Origin of the sequence: Achromobacter piechaudii NBRC 102461 (genome assembly GCF_001571245.1) — a bacterium.
Lineage (GTDB): Bacteria > Pseudomonadota > Gammaproteobacteria > Burkholderiales > Burkholderiaceae_B > Achromobacter > Achromobacter piechaudii.
The window spans coordinates 291895-307018 of the sequence record NZ_BCTK01000013.1 but is presented as its reverse complement, the minus strand read 5'-3'; the positions used below and the strand labels follow the sequence as shown (position 1 = coordinate 307018).

14 protein-coding genes are annotated in these 15124 nt (G+C 65.8%); 3 read left to right on the top strand and 11 right to left on the bottom strand.

All coding sequences use genetic code 11. The features are described from left to right. The first annotated feature begins 128 nt into the window (after window positions 1-128). Window positions 129-1190, top strand: a complete 1062-nt coding sequence (locus API01S_RS24445) for an Ldh family oxidoreductase (RefSeq protein ID WP_084802503.1) — start codon at window positions 129-131, stop codon at window positions 1188-1190. Window positions 1191-1210: 20 nt separating this feature from the next. Here the strand turns inward: API01S_RS24445 and paoC are convergent, their stop codons facing one another. From paoC to API01S_RS24425, 4 genes are read right to left on the bottom strand one after another with little or no spacing between them, the layout of a single operon-like run. Next, window positions 1211-3415 carry an aldehyde oxidoreductase molybdenum-binding subunit PaoC gene (gene paoC / locus API01S_RS24440; protein WP_061306388.1) on the bottom strand — a complete coding sequence of 735 codons (2205 nt, stop codon included), beginning with the start codon at window positions 3413-3415 and terminating at the stop codon, window positions 1211-1213. A gap of 4 nt (window positions 3416-3419) precedes the next feature. Continuing rightward, window positions 3420-4370, bottom strand: coding sequence for an FAD binding domain-containing protein (locus tag API01S_RS24435; protein ID WP_061306387.1), 951 nt, complete (start codon window positions 4368-4370; stop codon window positions 3420-3422). After that, window positions 4367-5008: an aldehyde dehydrogenase iron-sulfur subunit PaoA gene (paoA, locus tag API01S_RS24430; protein ID WP_006220758.1), complete on the bottom strand. Its 642-nt coding sequence runs from the start codon at window positions 5006-5008 to the stop codon at window positions 4367-4369. The genes API01S_RS24435 and paoA overlap by 4 nt, the downstream gene beginning before the upstream one ends. 17 nt (window positions 5009-5025) lie before the next feature. After that, window positions 5026-6060, bottom strand: coding sequence for an XdhC family protein (locus API01S_RS24425; protein WP_061306386.1), 1035 nt, complete (start codon window positions 6058-6060; stop codon window positions 5026-5028). A 186-nt stretch (window positions 6061-6246) separates the two neighbouring features. Here API01S_RS24425 and API01S_RS24420 point away from each other — a divergent pair, with 186 nt between their 5' ends. Next, on the top strand, window positions 6247-6882 hold the full coding sequence (locus tag API01S_RS24420) for a nucleotidyltransferase family protein (protein ID WP_061306385.1): 636 nt from the start codon (window positions 6247-6249) through the stop codon (window positions 6880-6882). A gap of 137 nt (window positions 6883-7019) precedes the next feature. Here API01S_RS24420 and API01S_RS24415 read toward each other — a convergent pair whose 3' ends face one another. From API01S_RS24415 to API01S_RS24405, 3 genes are all read right to left on the bottom strand, one after another. Next, entirely contained in the window at window positions 7020-8018 is a 999-nt protein-coding gene (locus API01S_RS24415) for a tripartite tricarboxylate transporter substrate binding protein (RefSeq protein ID WP_061306429.1), read from the bottom strand. Window positions 8019-8111: 93 nt separating this feature from the next. After that, window positions 8112-10238, bottom strand: a complete 2127-nt coding sequence (locus API01S_RS24410) for an acetate--CoA ligase family protein (RefSeq protein WP_061306384.1) — start codon at window positions 10236-10238, stop codon at window positions 8112-8114. Further along, window positions 10235-11062 carry an enoyl-CoA hydratase/isomerase family protein gene (locus tag API01S_RS24405; RefSeq protein WP_061306383.1) on the bottom strand — a complete coding sequence of 276 codons (828 nt, stop codon included), beginning with the start codon at window positions 11060-11062 and terminating at the stop codon, window positions 10235-10237. The genes API01S_RS24410 and API01S_RS24405 overlap by 4 nt, the downstream gene beginning before the upstream one ends. A gap of 129 nt (window positions 11063-11191) precedes the next feature. On the opposite strand from API01S_RS24405, the gene API01S_RS24400 reads away from it, so the two are divergent. Beyond that, complete coding sequence (locus API01S_RS24400) at window positions 11192-12007, top strand: IclR family transcriptional regulator (RefSeq protein ID WP_061306382.1); 816 nt, start codon at window positions 11192-11194, stop codon at window positions 12005-12007. 493 nt (window positions 12008-12500) lie between these two features. On the opposite strand, the gene API01S_RS24395 is transcribed toward API01S_RS24400, so the two are convergent. From API01S_RS24395 to API01S_RS24380, 4 genes are read right to left on the bottom strand one after another with little or no spacing between them, the layout of a single operon-like run. Continuing rightward, the gene (locus tag API01S_RS24395) at window positions 12501-12836 is read right to left on the bottom strand and encodes a hypothetical protein (protein ID WP_322788547.1); all 336 of its coding nucleotides are present in this window, start codon (window positions 12834-12836) and stop codon (window positions 12501-12503) included. Window positions 12837-12855: 19 nt separating this feature from the next. Next, entirely contained in the window at window positions 12856-13320 is a 465-nt protein-coding gene (locus tag API01S_RS24390; RefSeq protein ID WP_061306381.1) for a hypothetical protein, read from the bottom strand. 28 nt (window positions 13321-13348) lie between these two features. Beyond that, complete coding sequence (locus API01S_RS24385; RefSeq protein WP_061306380.1) at window positions 13349-14059, bottom strand: hypothetical protein; 711 nt, start codon at window positions 14057-14059, stop codon at window positions 13349-13351. Window positions 14060-14061: 2 nt separating this feature from the next. Beyond that, complete coding sequence (locus tag API01S_RS24380; protein ID WP_061306379.1) at window positions 14062-15093, bottom strand: TRAP transporter substrate-binding protein; 1032 nt, start codon at window positions 15091-15093, stop codon at window positions 14062-14064. Window positions 15094-15124 lie beyond the last annotated feature (31 nt).

Genomic DNA, 15124 nt, shown 5'->3' with positions numbered 1-15124 from the left:
GTCGCTTTCTGGCAAGTCGACTGCGCTTGCGGGCGCTTCCGATGCGAGCCGACACACTCCGGCGCACACCCCGCTACACTGGCCCGGCGCAGTCCGCTGCGACTCGCTTTGTTTCGACCCCGCCGGCGATGCCGGCCCGGGCCATGCAATGCAGTACCGGAGGTAATGTGAACACCGACAAGATCCATCTTTCGATCGAGCAGGTCTATGCGTTGTCGCTTGACGTCCTGAGCCGCAATGGCTTTTCCCCCGAACACGCCTCGGCAATCGCGCGCACCATCACCGCCGCGCAGCGCGACGATTGCCAATCGCATGGCATGTACCGCCTGATCGGCTGCGTGCGTACCTTGCAGTCGGGCCTGGTGAGCCCCAGCGCGCTGCCCGTCATCACGCATCCCACCGCCGCTGTCGTGCAGGTGGATGCGCAGCGCGCGTATTCCTTGCTGGCATTTCAAGAAGGCTTGCCGCATCTGGTGGAAAAGACCCGGCGCAACGGCGTGGCGGTGCTGGCCATCAATAACTGCTTTCACTTTTCGGCGTTGTGGCCCGAGGTGGAAGCCATCGCGCAACACGGTCTGGCGGCGGTCGCGATGACGCCCAGCCATAGCTGGGTCGCGCCCGCGGGCGGCACGCGTCCCGTGTTCGGCACCAACCCGCTGGCGTTTGCCTGGCCGCGTCCCGGCCCCTACCCCTATGTGTTCGACTTCGCCACCAGCATGGTCGCGCGCGGCGAGATCGAATTGCACCGCCGCACGGGCCGGCCCATTCCGCAAGGTTGGGCGATCGACGCGGAAGGACGCCCCACCACCGACGCCGCCGCAGGCATGGCCGGCGCCATGCTGACCTTCGGTTCCTACAAGGGGTCGGCGCTATCCACGATGATCGAGCTGCTGGCCGGTCCGCTGATCGGCGACTGGACCAGCATGCAGTCGCAGGCATTCGACGCCGGCAAGGGCGGCGCGCCATTGCATGGCGAGCTGCTGATTGCGCTGGACCCCGACATCCTGGGCCGAGGCATGGCCCCCGCCAACGCGCAGGCCGCCGAAGCCATGCTGGACGCCATCAACGGCCAAGGCGCGCGGCTGCCCTCGGAACGGCGCTTCAAGGCGCGCGCCAAGAGCGAAGAGGAAGGCCTCTGGGTAGGCCGCGCGCTGCACGACGAAATCCTGTCGCTGGCGGGAACCGCGTAAGCGCGCGGGCCGGGCTTGTTTCAGGCCAGCTCGGGCAGCCCCGCCAACAGCTTGTCCAGCGTGACGGGGTAGTCGCGCACGCGCACGCCCGTCGCGTTGTAGATCGCGTTGGCAATGGCGGCGCCCACGCCGCACAGGCCCAGTTCGCCAACGCCCTTGGCCTTCATCGGCGAAGAAACCGGATCGGTTTCATCCAGGAAAATGACTTCCTGGCTGGGGATGTCGGCGTGCACCGGCACCTCGTAGCTGGCCAGATCGTGATTGACGAAATAGCCGACCCGGTCATCCACGGCCAACTCTTCCATCAAGGCCGCGCCCACGCCCATTGTCATCGCGCCGATCACCTGGCTGCGCGCCGTCTTCGGGTTCAGGATGCGGCCGGCCGCGCACACCGCCAGCATGCGGCGGATGCGGGTCTCGCCCGTGGCCGCGTCCACCGCGACTTCGACAAAGTGCGCGCCAAACGTGGATTGCTGGAACTTCTTGTCCAGGTCGCCGAACTCCAGCTTGTCTTCTGCGACCAGATCGCCGCCTGCCGCCGCGTCGCGCAGCGTGGCCTGGCGGCCGTTGGCGTCCGTGACCATGCCGTCGGCGAACACCGCGCCGTCGCTGGCAAAGCCCAGCCGTTGCAGGATCGCGGCACGCAGCTTGTCACAGGCGGCGTAGACGCCCGCCGTGGAACTATTGGCGCCCCACTGCCCGCCCGAGCCGGCCGACACCGGAAACGTCGAATCGCCCAGCCGCACGATGACCTTGGCCAGCGGCACGCCCAGCATCTCGGCGGCAGTCTGCGCAATGATCGTGTAGCTGCCCGTGCCGATGTCGGTCATGTCGGTTTCAACGATGACCTGGCCGGCCGCGTCCAGGCGCACGCGCGCGGCGGAATCGGTCACCAGATTGTTGCGAAACGCCGCCGCCACGCCCAGACCCACCAGCCAGCGCCCTTCGCGCCGCGAGCCGGGACGCGGACTGCGATCAGCCCATCCGAAATGATCCGCGCCCAGGCGCAGGCATTCGATCAGGCGGCGTTGCGAGAACGGGCGGTCGGGCTTGGACGGGTCCACCTGCGTGTCGTTGCGCACGCGGAATTCCACCGGGTCCAGCCCCGCCGCTTCCGCCATTTCATCCACCGCGATTTCCAGCGCCATCAATCCCGGCGCTTCGCCAGGCGCGCGCATGGCGTTGCCTTCGGGCAGGTTCAGTTCCATCAGGTTCAGCGCCGTCAGCCGGTTGGCGCCGGCGTACAGCAGGCGCGTTTGCTGCACGGCTTCTTCCGGCTGGCCGCCGGGCAGATCGCCCGACCAGCTTTCATGGCCGATTGCCGTGATCTTGCCGTCTTGCGTGGTGCCGATGCGCACGCGCTGGATCGTGGCGGGGCGGTGCGTCGTATTGTTGGCGATCAAGGGACGTTGCAGCGCCACCTTCACCGGCCGGCCCGCCGCGCGGGCGCCCAAGGCCGCCAGCACCGCGTCGGCCCGCACGAACAGCTTGGCGCCGAAGCCGCCGCCCACGTAGGGCGATATCAGCCGGACCTTTTCGCGCGGCACGCCCAGCGTACGCGCGACGTCGCCCCGGCCCCAAGCCACCATCTGATTGGAAGTCCACACCGTCAGCGCATCCCCTTCCCACATCGCCGTTGACGCGTGCGGCTCCATCATCGCGTGCGACTGGTCGGGCGTGGTGTAGGTGTGGTCGATCTTGATCGCCGCCTGCGCGTAGGCGCTTTCGAAGTCGCCCACCCGATCCTCTTTCGGCTCATTTTTGCCGGCCTTGTCCGTGGCGGATTTCTGCGCCGCCAGATCGAACTTGCCCTGAGCGCGTTCATACTGCACGCGGATCAACCGGCTCGCGGCGCGCGCCTGCTCCAGATTCTCGGCCACCACCAGCGCGATGGCCTGGTGATAGTGCTCGATGTCGGGGCCGCCCAGCAGCTTGGCGGTGTTCATCTTGCCCTTGCCCAGCTTGCCGGCGTTTTGCGCCGTCACCACCGCCAGCACGCCGGGTGCGCGCCGGGCGGCTTCGATGTCCATCGAGCCGATGCGGCCCTTGCCGATGGCCGCGCCCAGCACATAGCCCACGGCCGCCTGCGGCGCCACGTCGTGGCGCTCGTAGGCATAAGGGGCGGTGCCCGTGGTTTTCAAGGGGCCGTCGATGCGGTCGACGCCGTGGCCCACGACCTTCAACTGGTCGATGGGATTTTGAGTAGCGGGAGTATCGAATTTCATCGCGTCAGGCCCTCGCTTGCGCCAGCACTGCACTCAGGGTTCTTGCCGCCAGCGTCAGCTTGAACGCGTTATCGGCGGTGGGGCGGGCATCGGCCAGCAGGCGATCCGCCACGGCGCGCGCGCCCTGCGGCATCGCCGCGTCGGCCGCGTCCATCCTCCACGGCTGCGGCGCCACGCCGCCCAGCGCCACCCGGCCGCTCCCATCGGACTGCACTACCGCCGCGACGGACACCAGCGCGAACGCAAACGAGGCGCGGTCGCGCACCTTGCGGTACACGTGCACCCCGCCCAGCGGGCGCGGCAAGGCGACTGCCGTGATGAGCTCGCCGGTCTCCAGTGCGGTGTCGATGTGCGGCGTGTCGCCGGGCAGGCGGTAGAAGTCCGCGATAGGAATCACGCGCGTGCCTCCTCCGGGCTTCACCGTTTCAACCTGGGCATCCAGCAGGCGCATGGCCACCGCCATGTCGCTGGGATGCGTGGCGATACAGGCGTCGCTCGTGCCGATCACGGCCAGCTGCCGTGTCACGCCGCCGATGGCCGAACAACCCGTGCCCGGCGCGCGCTTGTTGCATGGCATGTTGGTGTCATAGAAATACGGGCAGCGCGTGCGCTGCAACAGATTACCGGCCGTCGTCGCGCGATTTCGGATCTGCCCGGATGCGCCCGCCAGGATGGCGCGCGACAGCACGGCGTAATCGCGCCGCACGCGTTCGTCGGCGGCAAGGTCGGTGTTGCGCACCAGGCTGCCGATACGCAGGCCGCCATCGGCGGTCTCCGAGATCTGGTCCAGCCCCAGGCCGTTCACGTCGACCAGGTGCGTGGGCGTTTCGACTTCCAGCTTCATCAGGTCAAGCAGATTGGTGCCGCCAGCGATGAAGCGCGTGCCGCGCACCTGGGCGGCGCTGGCCGCTGCTTCTGCCGGGGTGCGCGCGCGCTCAAAAGTAAACGGCCTCATGCTTTGCTCCCCGCCACCTCGGTGATGGCCTCGATGATGTTTGAATACGCGCCGCAGCGGCAGATGTTGCCGCTCATGCGTTCGCGGATTTCGTCCGCACTGAGCAGCGGCCGTTCGGTCAGGCTGGCGCTGACATGGCTGGGCACGCCTTGCGACAGCTCTTCAAGCATGCCTGCCGCCGAACAGATCTGGCCCGGCGTGCAGTAGCCGCACTGATAGCCGTCGTGCTTGACGAACGCGGCTTGCAGCGGGTGCAGCGCCGTCGGCGTACCGAGCCCCTCGATGGTGGTGATTTCTGCGCCATCATGCATGACGGCCAGCGTCAGACAGGAATTGACGCGGCGGCCATCCAGCATCACCGTACAGGCGCCGCATTGGCCATGATCGCAACCCTTCTTGGTGCCGGTCAGATGCAGGTGTTCGCGCAGCGCATCCAGCAAGGTGGTGCGCATGTCCAGCGCCACCTCGCGCGCCGCGCCGTTGACGCGCAGCGTCACAGTAGCGGTCATCGGCTGCATGCCGGCCTGCGAGACCTGCTGCCCCACGGACATCGAGGGCGCGGCGATCGCCGTCGCCGACACTGCGCCCGCCTTGAGCAGATTGCGCCGGGTGATCTTGATTGCGTGTGAGTTTTCCAAGGCTGCTCCTCTGTTGTTCAGTCGGCCACGCGGAGCGCGCCGTGTTCCGGGTCGATCGCCAGCAATCCGCATTCCCATTCTTTGGGATGCGCGCCGGCCTGCGTGGTGTGTGCAATGCGTTGCTGCGTCAGCTGGGCCAGGATCGACACGGCGATCTCGGGCGGCGTGCGGCTGCCGATGGGCAGGCCGACGGGGCCATGCAGGCGCGCGACCATCGCTTCTGTGAATCCGAAGTGCTCCACCAGCCGCTTGCGGCGCTGTGCATTGGTGCGGCGCGATCCCAACGCCCCTACGAAGAACGCAGGCGACGGCAACGCTTCCAGCAAGGCCATGTCGTCCAGCTTCGGATCATGTGCCAGCATGATGATTGCGGTGTGCACGTCTGGCACAAGCGCCGTCACCGCGTCATCGGGCATCGACGTCACCAGCCGTGTGCCGGGTACGTTCCACGACGCGGCGTACTCGTCGCGGGGGTCGCACACCGTGACGTCGAAACCCAGCGCCACGGCCATGGGCGCCACATAGCGGGCGATGTCGCCCGCGCCCACCAGCAGCAGGCGCCATTGCGGTCCGTGCAAGGTAGTCAGCGTCTTGCCGTCCCACTGAAAGCAATCGCCCGGCACTGCGGCGGTCAGCCGGGCCGCGCCGTCGGCAAGGTTTACGCTTCTGTTGACCAGCTCGCCGCGCTGCAAGCGTTCGGCAAGATCCTGCAATTGCGCGGCATCGGCATTGGGTTCGATCAGCAGTTCCAGGATGCCGCCGCAAGGCAGGCCGAAATTCAGTGCTTCATCGCGCGTCGCGCCGTAGGTCAGCGCGTAAGGCTGCGAGCGCCAAAGCTCGCCACGACGCATCTTGTCGATGAGGTCGTCTTCGATACAGCCGCCCGACACCGACCCCGCGATGCGCCCATCGTCGCGCACCGCCAGCCAGGACCCGCGCGGTCGTGGCGACGCGCCCCAAGTCGCGGCCACGGTCGCCAGGACCAGCGCGTGGCCCTGTCCCCGCCACTCGCGGATGGCTTGCAAGACTTGCAGATCCAGACTTTCCATCATGACGCCTTTGGGAACATCGAAATCACTCTAACAGTGGGCCGCGCGCCAAGAAAAGAGGCAAAATCCGCATACACCGTTAAGTGAAATTCACTAATCGAGGCGGAAGGCGTAGCGGGCTATCTGCAAGCTGCCCGGCGCCGACCACCAAACGCATCCGCGCAGCAAATTCCGTTCCCAAACCCTCACATGCCCTCATCCACGCCCGCCCCCGCCCCCACGCCCCCCTACCCCCATTGCGTGGGCATCCTGCTGGGCGCGGGCTACGGACGGCGCTATGCCGCCGTCGCGCCCGGCCATGACAAGTTGATGGAAATGCTGGACGACGGCACGCCCGTGGGCCTCGCCTCTGCCCGCGCGCTGCGCCAGGCCACTGCGCGCACCATTGCGGTGCTGCGCCGCGATCAGGATGCGCTGCGCGCGCTGCTGATCGCGGCGGGATGTGAAGTGGTGACGGTGGCTGCCAATGCGGACGGCATGGGCGATAGCCTGGCTACCGCCGCGCGCCATCTGATCGAGCACAGCGACGCCGCCGAATCCTCCTGCCTGGTCGCGCTGGCCGACATGCCCTGGTTGCGCGCAGCCACCTGCGCACAAGTGGCCGCGCTGACGCCGGCGCACGGCATCGTGGCGCCCCGGTGGCAAGGCAAGCGCGGCCATCCCGTGGCGTTCGCGCGTGAACGATGGCCTGAGCTTGCCGCCCTGTCGGGCGATGTGGGCGCGCGCGCATTGCTGGCGCGCCATCCGGTGCATGACGTTGAAGTGGACGACCCCGGCGTGCTTGCCGACGTCGACACGCCCGGCGATCTGCATCCGAGTGATTGAGAGTCGGGCAAGCGTTCAGCGCTTGTCGCGCCGGTATGCGAGGGGTGGCAAGACCCATGCGTTGCAGGCCTACGCGTTCAAGACCCCTGCATTGCGCCAGACCAAACGCGCGCGCCCCCTCTGGAGCGCGCATCCGATCAAGGGTTGTCGGTGATGCCGGCCTCGCGCACGATCTTGCTCCAGCGCGCCTCTTCCTGCTTCACGTACTCGCCCAGCGCGGCCGGCGTGCCGACGCTGGCCACCAGCCCTTCCAACTCCAGCGCCGCCAGGAAATCCGGCTTGGTCGAGACATTCTTGATGGCGGCATTCAGGCGATCGATGACCGCCCCCGGCGTGCCCTGCGCGACGAACACGCCGTACCAGCTGTCCACGTAGTACCCCGGCACACCCGCCTCGGCCACAGTGGGCACGCCCGGATACGACGGCGACCGATCTTGCGTCGTGACGGCCAGCGCGCGCAGCTGGTCGTTCTTGACCTGGCCGCTGACGCTGGCCGAGGTGGAAAAGATCATGTCGATCTGCCCGCCGATCAGGTCATTGATGCCAGGCCCCGAACCCTTGTAGGGCACGTGCAGGATGTCGACCTTGGCCAGGCTCTTGAACAACTCGCCCGCCAGATGCGCCGACGTGCCGTTGCCGTAAGAGCCAAACGTCAGCTTGCCCGGATTAGCTCGGGCATACGTCAGGATGTCCTGCACGCTCTTGAACTTGAACTTGGAATTGGGCGAAACCACCAGCACGTTGGGCGACTTGCCGATCAAGGCGACAGGCGCGAACGCCCGCTCGGTATCGTAGGGCAACTTCTTGTGGATGGCGGGGTTGACCGCATGCGCGAACGTCGCCATCAACATCGTGTAGCCGTCAGGCGGGCTCTTGGCCACGTTCTCGGTGCCGATGATGGTGCTGCCGCCCGGACGGTTCTCGACGATGACCGACTGCCCCAGTTCGTCGGTCAGCCCCTTGGCAAGCTGACGAGCGACGATGTCCGTGCCTCCGCCCGGTGTGAACGGCACGACGATGCGCAGCGGCCGGTCGGGAAATTCCGCATGCGCCGGTTGCGCGCCGAGCGCGCCCAGGGCCAACATCGCCACCGCAGCGGCCCTGGCGGGCACCCATGCCAACAATTTGTTTTTCATCTTTGTCTCCTGATTTTCCATGCGCCGATCTGATGCGGCGCGTCTCATAGAGCGGGCGGGCGGATCGCCCAGCCCGCAAGCGCATTCACGCCGCTAGTCCTTCAGCACCGCCACCCCGTCCGCCGCACACACTCCCTGCCCCAAAGGTTTGACGAACAAGGGGTTGATTTCTGCTTCCAACAACTGCTCTTGCATCGCGCTGGCCATGCGCGCAAACGCCTGCACCGCCTGGATCAGCGCGGGCACGTCCGCCTTCGGGCGGCCGCGATAACCATCCAGAAGGGGCCAGGTCTTCAGGCGCCGCAAAGCCGCTTCGACATCCTGCGCCGACAGGGGCGCGCCATCTTCCGGCAACAGCAGCAGCGTGGTGTCGCGCACCAGCTCGGCCACCACGCCGCCCATGCCCAGCAGCAACGCCGTGCCCAGCGGGTCGTGATGCACGCCCACGATGAGTTCGGCCGCGCCCGTCACCATCTCTTGGACCAGAAAGGCCTGCGGCGCGTGGCCGGTATGACGCTGCACGTCCGCGCGCATCTGCTGCAAGCGCGCTGCGATGTCTTCAGGCGCGACATTGACCGCCACGCCGCCCACGTCGCTTTTATGCGTGATGTCGCGCGACAGCAGCTTGAGCACCACGCGCGGGCCCAGCGCTGTCGCCGCGCTGATGGCCTCCTCTTCCGATCGGACCGTCATTTCCCGCACACCCGGTATGCCGAAGCGGGCGAACAGCGCCTTGGCTTGCGCCTCGTCCAGCGACCCGCGTTCCAGATCGGCGATCGGCGCAGCCGAGGGTGACGGCACGAGCATCGGCGTTGGCACAGGAGACGCCAAAGACGGCTCGGCGTGTAGCTTGCTCGCCACGTGCACGCGCCACATCGCGGACAGCGCCGCGCTGACGCTATCCGGCGCGTTGAAGGCGGGGATGCCGTAGCGGCTGAGGATTTCCCCGGCGCGCGGCGCGTGCGGGCTGATGAACGCCAACACCGGCTTGCCGCCCGACGCGAGCGAATCGCGCAGCGCGTCGGCCATCAACTCGGGCTGCGCCACGGCGGACGAGCCGACGATGACGACCAGGGCGTCGTACTGATCGCTGCCCAACACGATGCGGATCGCGCCGCGCAACAGGTCCGGCTGCAAGCCCGCCAGGGTCACGTCGATGGGGTTGCGGTCCAGCGCCGCGTGGTCACCCGTTTGCAGCGCGCGCAAAGCGGCGCCGGTATCGGCATCGGGCGCAGGCAGCTCAAACCCCGCCATGCCCAGGCTGTCAGCCACCAGCGTGCCCGCGCCACCCGTGGAAGTCAGGATCGCCACGCGACGCCCAGCCAGCTTGCGCGCGCTGGCCAGCGCGGCGGGGATGTCCAGCAGATCGGAAAACATCTGCGCGCGGATGATGCCCGTCTCGTCGAACAAGGCGTCGTACATGGCATCAGCGCCCGCCAATGCGCCCGTATGCGAGGCCGCCGCCTGCGCGCCGGATTCCGAGCGGCCGATCTTGAAGGCCACGATGGGCTTGCCGGCAGCCGTCGCCTTGCGCGCCGCCGCGCGGAAAGTTCGCGGGTTGCGGATGCTTTCCACATACAGTGCGATGACGTGCGTGGCCGGGTCGTCAACCAGCGCATCCACGAAATCGGCCAGATCCAGGTCGACTTCGTTGCTGGTGGAAATCAGTTTGGAAAAGCCGATGCCGCGCGCCGCCGCCCGCGACAGCAGGGCGCCCAGAATACCGCCGCTTTGCGACACCAGCCCGACCGCGCCGCTATGCAGCTGATCGAGCTCCAGTGCGCCGCTGGCCGACAAGGTGATGCGGTCGGTCAGGTTGACCAGGCCGATGGTGTTCGGGCCCAGAATGCGCATGTCACCCGCCGCCTCGCGCAGTTCGCGTTGACGGCGCGCGCCCTCGTCGCCGGTTTCCGAATAGCCGCTGGCCAGCACGATGGCCGCGCCCGTGCCCAGCTCGGCCAGTTCGCGTATGGCCTGCTGCGTGCGCTCGGCGCCCAACAGCACGATGGCGACGTCCGGCGCTTCCGGTAGCGAACGCACGTCCGGATAGCAGCGCAGGCCGGCGATCTCGGAAGCCTTGGGGTTGATCGGATAGATGCGGCCGTCAAAGCCGTGCTTTTGCAGATAGGCCACGGGACGGCCCGACGTCTTGGCCGGATCCGCCGACGCGCCGACGACGGCGACGCTGCGCGGGCGCAGCAGCTTTTCGATGCCGTTCATCGCGCGCCTGCCTCGGTGCGCCCGGCAGCCGCCCTGGCTTCGTCCATCTTCGCCAGAAAGGCCGCCACGGATTCGCGGTGTTCGGTGCTGGTGTAGCAGATGCCCTGGGCCTGGCTGCCCATGGCGAACACCTGGTCGGCGGTCAGCTCCGAGCTTTGATCCAGTATGGATTTGGCCAGCGCCAGCGCCGTCGCCGAGCCCTGCGCCAACTCCGCCGCCCAGGCCTGCGCCGCGCGCAGTTCCTCGCCGGCCGGGGCCAGGCGGTCGGCGATACCCAAGGCGAGCGCTTCGTCGGCCAAGACCTTGCGGCCCGAGTAGATCAGGTCCTTGGCGCGCGCCAAGCTCACGCGGCGCGGCAGGAAAAACATGCCGCCCCCATCGGGAATCAGTCCGCGCGCGATGTAGCTCCAGGTGAACGAAGCGCCTTCCGAGGCCACAATGAAATCGCAGCTGAGGGCGGTGTCGGCGCCCAGGCCGGCGGCTGCCCCATTGACGGCGGCGATCGTCGGCTTGGGCATGCGAAACAGCAGGCTGACCGCATGATGCACGCGCTGCTGGCGCGACCAACCATTGAAGGCGACCTCGCCCGCGGGTGCGTCCATGCGGCGCTGCATGCCGGAGATGTCGCCGCCCGCGCAAAAGCCCTTGCCTGCACCGGTGAGCACCAGGGCTTTCGTACCGCGATCGGCGGCAACGGCCTCCAGCGCATGAATCAGCTCGGCGCGCATTGCGTCACTGATCGCGTTGCGCTTCTCGGGGCGATTCAGCGTCAGCGTGGCCACGCCGCCGTCCACTTGCAGGTTGATGAATTCGTAGTCCGCCATCTTGTTGCCTCCGTCTGGGTCGATAAGCCAGCGAGTCCCGATGCCGGGTTTTTCTTGGCTGGCGATATCGACACGGTAGGCGCTACAGTGCGCAAACACACTCACCCATTTCCACCTGGTGGAATTGCAATGACGCCCCCTTTCTCAGATCAGTCGCCCGACACGCCGCGACGTTTCGATGGCATCGGCCAGAATCGCTCGCTGTCCCGAGGGCTGGAAATCCTGCGCGCGTTCAAGCCCGGCACCGACCTGCTGGGCAATGGCGAACTGGCCGAGCGCACCGGCCTGTCGGCAGCCACGGTCAGCCGCCTGACGCAGACGCTGGTCACCAGCGGCTTTCTGGAATATGAACGCGGCGCGCGCGCCTATCGGCTGGCCGCGCCCGTCCTGAGCCTGGGGCACGCCATGCGCGCCGCCTCGCCCGTCCTGAACGCCGCCACGCCGTTCATGCGTGACGTCTCCAACAAGCTGCGCGTCAATATCGGATTGGCCGGCGCGGATCGCACCGAAATGGTTTACCTGGAGTCGATTCGCTATAACCGCAGGGCGTCGCTACGCACCATCGTGGCGGGCCAGCGCGTGCCGATGGAGCTGACCTCATTGGGCCGCGCTTATCTGGCCACGCGCGACCTAGCGGCGCGGCAGGCATTGCTGAAGACAATAATGCAGGGCTATCGCAGCGCTTCGTGGAAACCCATCGTCGCGGACATCGATCGGGCGATTGCAAAAATCGCCGCCGATGATTATTGCGTTGCCTCGTGGCAGCCGGGCGTGGTCGCCATGTCCACGCCGCTGCTTGTGCCGGGCGGCCAGACGCTTGCCTTGAATCTGAGCTTGATGACAGACGACACGCCAGCGGCCGTCGCGCGGCAACATGCCGCCGACCTGCTGGATTTGAAAAACAAGATTGTGATTGAGCTTGCGCGCAGATCGCCCGCGCAATGACGGGCCGCGCGGTCGGCGGATCAGCCCCGGATTCCGGTCACCGCCTTGATAGGCGCCACGCCTTGTTCGGGGCCGGAAGTGCAGCCACCTTGCGACGGCGCGTTCCACTGCAAAAACACGTCTTTCCGAATCAAGACAATTATTCGGGGATTAACGGGATATTCCACACAGATTATCTCCTGCCTTATTTTTTGTGATGGCCAAAGCACAAGCAAAGAAGCCACATGCACTATCACCGCCCTGTTCAGCATTCCGGATTCGCATTTCTACACCGACCGCGCAGTGTAGTGAGGGACGGAACGCCGATGTTTAGGAAAGGCAATCAAACCAGACAGAAAGTATCTAACGCATTAACTTTATTGCGGATTATTCTGCAATAAACCATCAGCGAGATAATCAACCGGGAATAAGCAGGTCAATAGATAATCGCCAGCCTCCCAAAACCATTAATAAAAACGCCTTGGGGCCGTGCGTAGTCCGGACGCTGTCCGGACTATTGCGCCATGCGGCGCAGCCGATCCAATTCGGCCTTGTTCAGGCGCTTGGCTTCCAGCTCGGCATAGTTGCGCTCGCCCGCATCGTAAGACCCTTCAAAAATGCAGCGGCTGCGCAGGATCTTGCAGTTGTCGGCGACGACCCGCTCTTCTGCAGCGGCTGCGCCGGTAGCCGTGCTGGGGGCGGGTGGCTTCGTGGAGGAACAAGCGGAGAGTGCGGCAACAACGAGCACCACGGCGGGGCGACTCAGCAATCGAATCAACATTTTTCCTGGCCCAAGATGGCGGTGGCAATCCATCTTTATAGCAAGCCAAACGTCGAATATTCGTTCCAAGTCGTAGCCGGACGGACGATCAATCGTCCTCGGCGCCCGACAGGTCGGTGAAGTCGGCGACCTCGCCATCCTCGAAGTTCACCATGATGCCGTAGGGCTCGCAGATGGGGAACACGCCTTCGGCGAACAGGATCGACCATTCTTCCTCGCCGTGAAAAATGATCTCCGGGCCGTCCACCAGGGGCATGCCGGCCGGCAACTGGAAGGACGCATCGCAACCCAGCAAGGCGGGCTCGCTGCGGTAGACCTCTTCCAGGTACGCGGACGCCTTGCCGATGTACACGCCCAGATCGGCGATGATCCGCTCGAACGCCGCCAGCCCGGCTTCGTTATCGCGGGAGTCCGCCAGCACTTGCACGGAAACGTAGACCTGCCCCCCATTGATGTCGGGCGACGTGTCGATATTGCCTTGCAGATAGCGCAGGCCGTCTTCGCTGGTATTGAGGGTCAGGGAAGCAAGAAAGGGATGGTCGGCGGTGGTCATGGAGAGGGATATCGAAGTGGGATATCACTCAATTGTCGACGAAGTTTTGGTGCTTGGGAGTCGGGGATAACACTTCCAAGCTATGCGACAGACAGTAAATGTCCGACCACAACGCCGCCGGCTCCGCGTGCAACGCCAGTTCCTCGGCTGTGCGCAGCTCGCCTTCGCAAGCGGCGACCGCGTTGATTTCATAGCCGTTGACCACATAGATCCAGTCGGCGACTCCGTCCTTGGCACCACGTATGGCCTGCTCGGTGGTCTGGGGAATCGCGGGGGTCTGGGTCATGAGCAGGTGGGCGCCCGTAATGCCGGGACGCAGGCAGGCAGCGTCCGCATACGCTTTCAGATAGGCCCGCAACCCGTCCTGGCCGCCGTCGCGCGGTGACAGGCGCAGGGTCAGCGCGTATCTTGCCAGGCCGCCGCCGACGCTTTCCAGCACCTTGCACTGGCTGCGGATCATGTTGCGATGCTGCGGCATCAGCTTGGTGGACCACGGCGTGGGCCGATTCAACCGGCCCAGGTAAGCCGGCGAACTCAGGGTGGCGTAGGCGTCCAGCTCGTACATGACGAAGAACCCTTGCCCACCATGAGCGCTTATCCAGCGCGAACCGCGCAGAAAGCCCGGCACGCCCATGCGTTCGGGAAAGTGCTCATGGGAATGCCAGTCTTCAAATTCCGAGCGCCAGGCCGGCGCGATGTCCCACCACATGGCGATGGCCGCCTTGCCAAGCAGCGCCATGATCAGCGCTTTGCCCGCAGTGCGGACAATTCCGTGGCAACCTGCTGCATGACGTCGGGACCGATCTCGCCAGCGAATTTATCCACGACCGGTTTGACGGCGTCGCGCAGACCGTCGACCTCCTGCGCGGTCAAAGCGTTCACCTGCATCAGCTTCTTCAGGTCCTCGATGGCGACGGCTTCCTTGGCCTGCGATATCTTTCGCTCTTGCGACTTGGCCTCGGCCGCGGCCTCTTGAATGATCTTGCGTTCGGCCGGCGTCATGCCGTCCCAAGTTTTCTTGCTCATCAGGAACGGCATGCCGGTATAGATATGTCGTGTCAGCGAAAGGTATTTCTGCACCTCGGCAAATTTCGCGGACTGGATCACACCTACCGGATTGTCCTGCCCGTCGATGGCCTTGGATTCCAGCGCGCCATAGACTTCTCCGAACGTCATCGGTACGGGATTGGCGCCCAGCGTCTTGAACATATCGATGTAGACCGGCGCGGCAATGACCCGGATTTTCAAGCCCTGAAAATCCTGCACATTGGCGATGGGACGCTTGCTGTTGGTCATGTTGCGAAAGCCCAGGTCCCAGATACCCAGGCCCACCAAACCGTGAGCGCCAAGTCCGTCCAGCAGTTGCTGGCCGACGGGGCCGTCCGACACCGCATAGGCTTCGCGCGCATCGTTGAACAGAAAGGGCAGGTCAAACACCATGAACCGCTTGTCGATGCCGGCCAGCAGCCCCGTGGCCATCGAGGTGAAATCCAAGGTGCCGCCCCGTACTGCGGACAGGTTCTGCGGATCGCCGCCCAGCACCGCGTTGGCGTAGATCGATACCTTCATCTTGCCACCGCTTTTCTCGGCAACCAGATCGGCGAACTTTTTCGCGCCTTGGCCCAAGGGGTGGTCCTCCGCCAAGCTGAATGCGAACTTCAACGTGCGCGCCTTGACCTCTTGCGCCGCCACCGTGGCGCTCCAGGTCAAACACCCGATCAGTGTGGCGACGGCGCTTACGGCAAGGCGGACGAACGGCTTTCTGGTTTGCATCGCAACCCCTCTCTCGGTTGGTGTCGGCAAC

What these genes read in the sequence shown, in the direction of transcription:
- API01S_RS24435 (WP_061306387.1), bottom strand. Translation starts at nt 4,370, where the DNA reads ATGAGGCCGTTTACTTTTGAGCGCGCGCGCACCCCGGCAGAAGCAGCG.
- API01S_RS24420 (WP_061306385.1), top strand. Translation starts at nt 6,247, where the DNA reads ATGCCCTCATCCACGCCCGCCCCCGCCCCCACGCCCCCCTACCCCCAT.
- API01S_RS24425 (WP_061306386.1), bottom strand. Translation starts at nt 6,060, where the DNA reads ATGATGGAAAGTCTGGATCTGCAAGTCTTGCAAGCCATCCGCGAGTGG.
- API01S_RS24400 (WP_061306382.1), top strand. Translation starts at nt 11,192, where the DNA reads ATGACGCCCCCTTTCTCAGATCAGTCGCCCGACACGCCGCGACGTTTC.
- API01S_RS24385 (WP_061306380.1), bottom strand. Translation starts at nt 14,059, where the DNA reads ATGGCGCTGCTTGGCAAGGCGGCCATCGCCATGTGGTGGGACATCGCG.
- API01S_RS24410 (WP_061306384.1), bottom strand. Translation starts at nt 10,238, where the DNA reads ATGAACGGCATCGAAAAGCTGCTGCGCCCGCGCAGCGTCGCCGTCGTC.
- API01S_RS24390 (WP_061306381.1), bottom strand. Translation starts at nt 13,320, where the DNA reads ATGACCACCGCCGACCATCCCTTTCTTGCTTCCCTGACCCTCAATACC.
- API01S_RS24445 (WP_084802503.1), top strand. Translation starts at nt 129, where the DNA reads ATGCCGGCCCGGGCCATGCAATGCAGTACCGGAGGTAATGTGAACACC.
- paoC (WP_061306388.1), bottom strand. Translation starts at nt 3,415, where the DNA reads ATGAAATTCGATACTCCCGCTACTCAAAATCCCATCGACCAGTTGAAG.
- API01S_RS24415 (WP_061306429.1), bottom strand. Translation starts at nt 8,018, where the DNA reads ATGAAAAACAAATTGTTGGCATGGGTGCCCGCCAGGGCCGCTGCGGTG.
- API01S_RS24405 (WP_061306383.1), bottom strand. Translation starts at nt 11,062, where the DNA reads ATGGCGGACTACGAATTCATCAACCTGCAAGTGGACGGCGGCGTGGCC.
- API01S_RS24380 (WP_061306379.1), bottom strand. Translation starts at nt 15,093, where the DNA reads ATGCAAACCAGAAAGCCGTTCGTCCGCCTTGCCGTAAGCGCCGTCGCC.